Annotated in this window: 3 protein-coding genes; all 3 read left to right on the top strand. The window is 70.9% G+C overall.

Going from position 1 to position 2,806, the window contains the following annotated elements; translation table 11 throughout:
* Positions 1-1,351 (top strand): oxygen-independent coproporphyrinogen III oxidase (hemN, locus tag GBZ26_RS28585; protein WP_211105006.1); only part of this gene is annotated, 1,351 nt, incomplete at its 5' end.
* 139 nt (positions 1,352-1,490) lie between these two features.
* Positions 1,491-2,111, top strand: a complete 621-nt coding sequence (locus GBZ26_RS28590; RefSeq protein WP_174441696.1) for a glutathione S-transferase family protein — start codon at positions 1,491-1,493, stop codon at positions 2,109-2,111.
* An 8-nt stretch (positions 2,112-2,119) separates the two neighbouring features.
* Positions 2,120-2,596, top strand: coding sequence for a protease complex subunit PrcB family protein (locus tag GBZ26_RS28595; protein ID WP_246653543.1), 477 nt, complete (start codon positions 2,120-2,122; stop codon positions 2,594-2,596).
* Positions 2,597-2,806 lie beyond the last annotated feature (210 nt).

Here is a 2,806-nt window from a genome sequence, read left to right on the forward strand (position 1 = left end):
CGCCGCCCTGCTCGCCAAGTACGACGGGCTGCGGGTGCCCCGCTACACCAGCTACCCGACGGCGCCGCACTTCACCGCCGCCGTGGGGGCGGAGCGCTACGCGGACTGGCTGGCGGAGCTGGACACGGCGGCCCACACGGGGTCGCTCTACCTGCACGTGCCCTTCTGCGCGAAGATGTGCTGGTACTGCGGCTGCCACACCAAGATCGTCGCCCGCTACGCCCCCATCGCCGAGTACCTCGGCCATCTGCGGCGCGAGATCGGCATGGTCGCCGACCGCATTTCCGGGCGGCTGCGGGTGCGGCACATCCATTTCGGCGGCGGCACCCCGACCATGATGGCGCCGGACGACTTCGAATCGCTGATCGCCCTGTTGCGCGAGCGCTACGACGTGACGCCGGATGCGGAGATCGCGGTGGAGATCGACCCGCGCACCCTGACCCGCGAGATGGCCGAGGCGCTGGGCCGCGCCGGGGTCAACCGCGCCTCGCTCGGCGTGCAGGACTTCGACGCCGCGGTGCAGGCCGCCATCAACCGCATCCAGCCGCAGGCGCAGACCGAGCAGACGCTGGAGTGGCTACGCGCCAACGGCATTCGCCACATCAACCTCGACCTGATGTACGGCCTGCCCAACCAGTCGGTGGAGAGCGTCGCGCGATCCGCGGAAATCGCCCTGACCATGGCGCCGGACCGGCTGTCGGTCTTCGGCTACGCCCATGTGCCGTGGATGAAGACGCACCAGAAGAAGATCGATGAGTCGGCGCTGGCCGGCACTCTCGGCCGGTGGGAGCAGTTCGCGGCCATCGCCGGGGTGCTGACCGACGCCGGCTTCCAGCCCATCGGCCTCGACCACTTCGCCCGGCCCGACGACGAACTGGCCGTGCAGCAGAGCGAGGGGCGGCTCAGCCGCAACTTCCAGGGCTACACGACCGACGACGCGGAGGTGCTTCTGGGCTTCGGCGCCTCCTCCATCGGGGCGCTGCCGCAGGGCTATGTGCAGAACGCCGTTCCCTTCGACCAGTATGCCCAGGCCGTCGAGGCCGGACACTTCCCGACCGGCAAGGGGCTGACGCTGACCGCCGACGACCGGCTGCGCCGCGACCTGATCGTGCGGCTGATGTGCGACCTGTCGGTGGACGTCGGCGCGGTGGCCGAGGCCCATGGGCTGGCCGCCGGGACCTTCGACGCCGACCTGGAGGCGATGGCCGATCTGGTGGCCGACGGGGTCGCCGTGGTGGAGGGCCGCCGCGTCCATGTGCCGGAACCCGCCCGCCCGCTGATGCGCATCGTCGCCGCGCGCTTCGACACCTACCTGTCCACCGGCGCCGGAAAGCACAGCCGCGCGGTGTGAGGGTCAGATCCCTGTGATCGGCAGGAAAAAGGACGCTTTCTGCCTGCCTCTGGCCTTCCGCGCGCAAATCGGCGAAACTGGCGCCTGTTGAACATCTTTGCGGACGCGGCAAAGGAACAGGCTCCAGGGACGGGCACCGATGATCACGCTCTACACCTTCGCCTCGCCGAACGGGCAAAAGGCTTCGATCCTGCTGGAAGAGCTGGGTCTCACCTACAAGGTCCACAAGGTCGACCTCGTGGCCGGCGAAGGCCGTCAGCCCGACTATCTGGCGGTCAGCCCGATCGGCAAGATCCCGGCCGTGGTCGAGGAACTTCCCGGCGGCCGGAAGCGCCGCCTGTTCGGGTCGGGGGCCATCCTGCTGCACTACGCGGAGCGCACCGGCCGCCTGCTGCCCGAGGACGAGGACGAGCGGGCGGAGGCGATGAGCTGGCTGATGCTGGGCGTCAGCGACCTCGGCCCCTCGGGATTGAGCAAGTTCCGCTTCGCCGTCATGGCGCCGGAGAAGATCCCCTACGCCATCGACTATTTCAAAGGCGAGCTGCAGCGCATCTACGCCGCGATGGAGGAGCGTCTGGGCGGATCGGCGTATCTGGCCGGCGGCGCCTACTCCATCGCCGACATCGCCTGTTTCCCCTTCGTGGCCGTGGCCGCCAAGGCGGAGGGCAACGTGCTGGACCGCTACCCCAACCTGAAGCGCTGGCACGACGCCGTTGCGGAACGCCCGGCGGTCAAGCGCGGCATGGCGGTGCCGGAGTGAGCCGCCGCATGCGCTTTTCCATGCCCCGCCCGGCCGTCGCGCTTCTCGCCCTCGCCGTCGCCCTGCCGCTGCTGGGCGCCTGCCAAACCGCCCCCGACGGGGCGGAGGCGCAGGCCCTGCTCCCCGCCGACGCCGATCCCGGCACCTATTGGCAGGGCGACCGCAGCCAGGCCTACGAGCGCGCCTATGTCGTGGCCCGCAACCCGCAGGAATGGAACGACCTCTGGGCCCGCGTCGGCGAGGCCGCGCCGGGCCCCTTGCCCGGCGACCGCATGGCCGCGGCGGTCTTTCTCGGCCCGCGCGACACCGGCGGTTACGGCGTGTCCATCGTCAGCGCGCGGACCGCTGGCGGCGACGTGGTCGTCGGATACCGCGAGCGGGTTCCGGGCCCGGCCCAGGCGGTGGCGCAGATGCAGACGTCGCCTTATGCGGTGCGCTTGATCCCCATAGCGGCCGGGGCGGCGAAGTTTCAGCGGGAGAAGTGAAGGCAGGGTTGCCCCCCCCCCTCCCCCCACCCCTCCCCCGGGGCCCTCCCCCCCCCCCCGCTGGGGGGGGGGGGGCGGTGTGCGCGTGTTGTATGCCGGGCGGCCCGTGTCGGACCCCGGTTGCGCCGAGTGCCCGCACCGCCGTTCCTGCGAGCGGGTCGTCGTAAGCATCACTGGGACCCGTTGATCCCGGAGGGCAATGTACCTGGG

The organism is Azospirillum formosense (genome assembly GCF_013340925.1).
GTDB classification, from domain to species: domain Bacteria; phylum Pseudomonadota; class Alphaproteobacteria; order Azospirillales; family Azospirillaceae; genus Azospirillum; species Azospirillum formosense.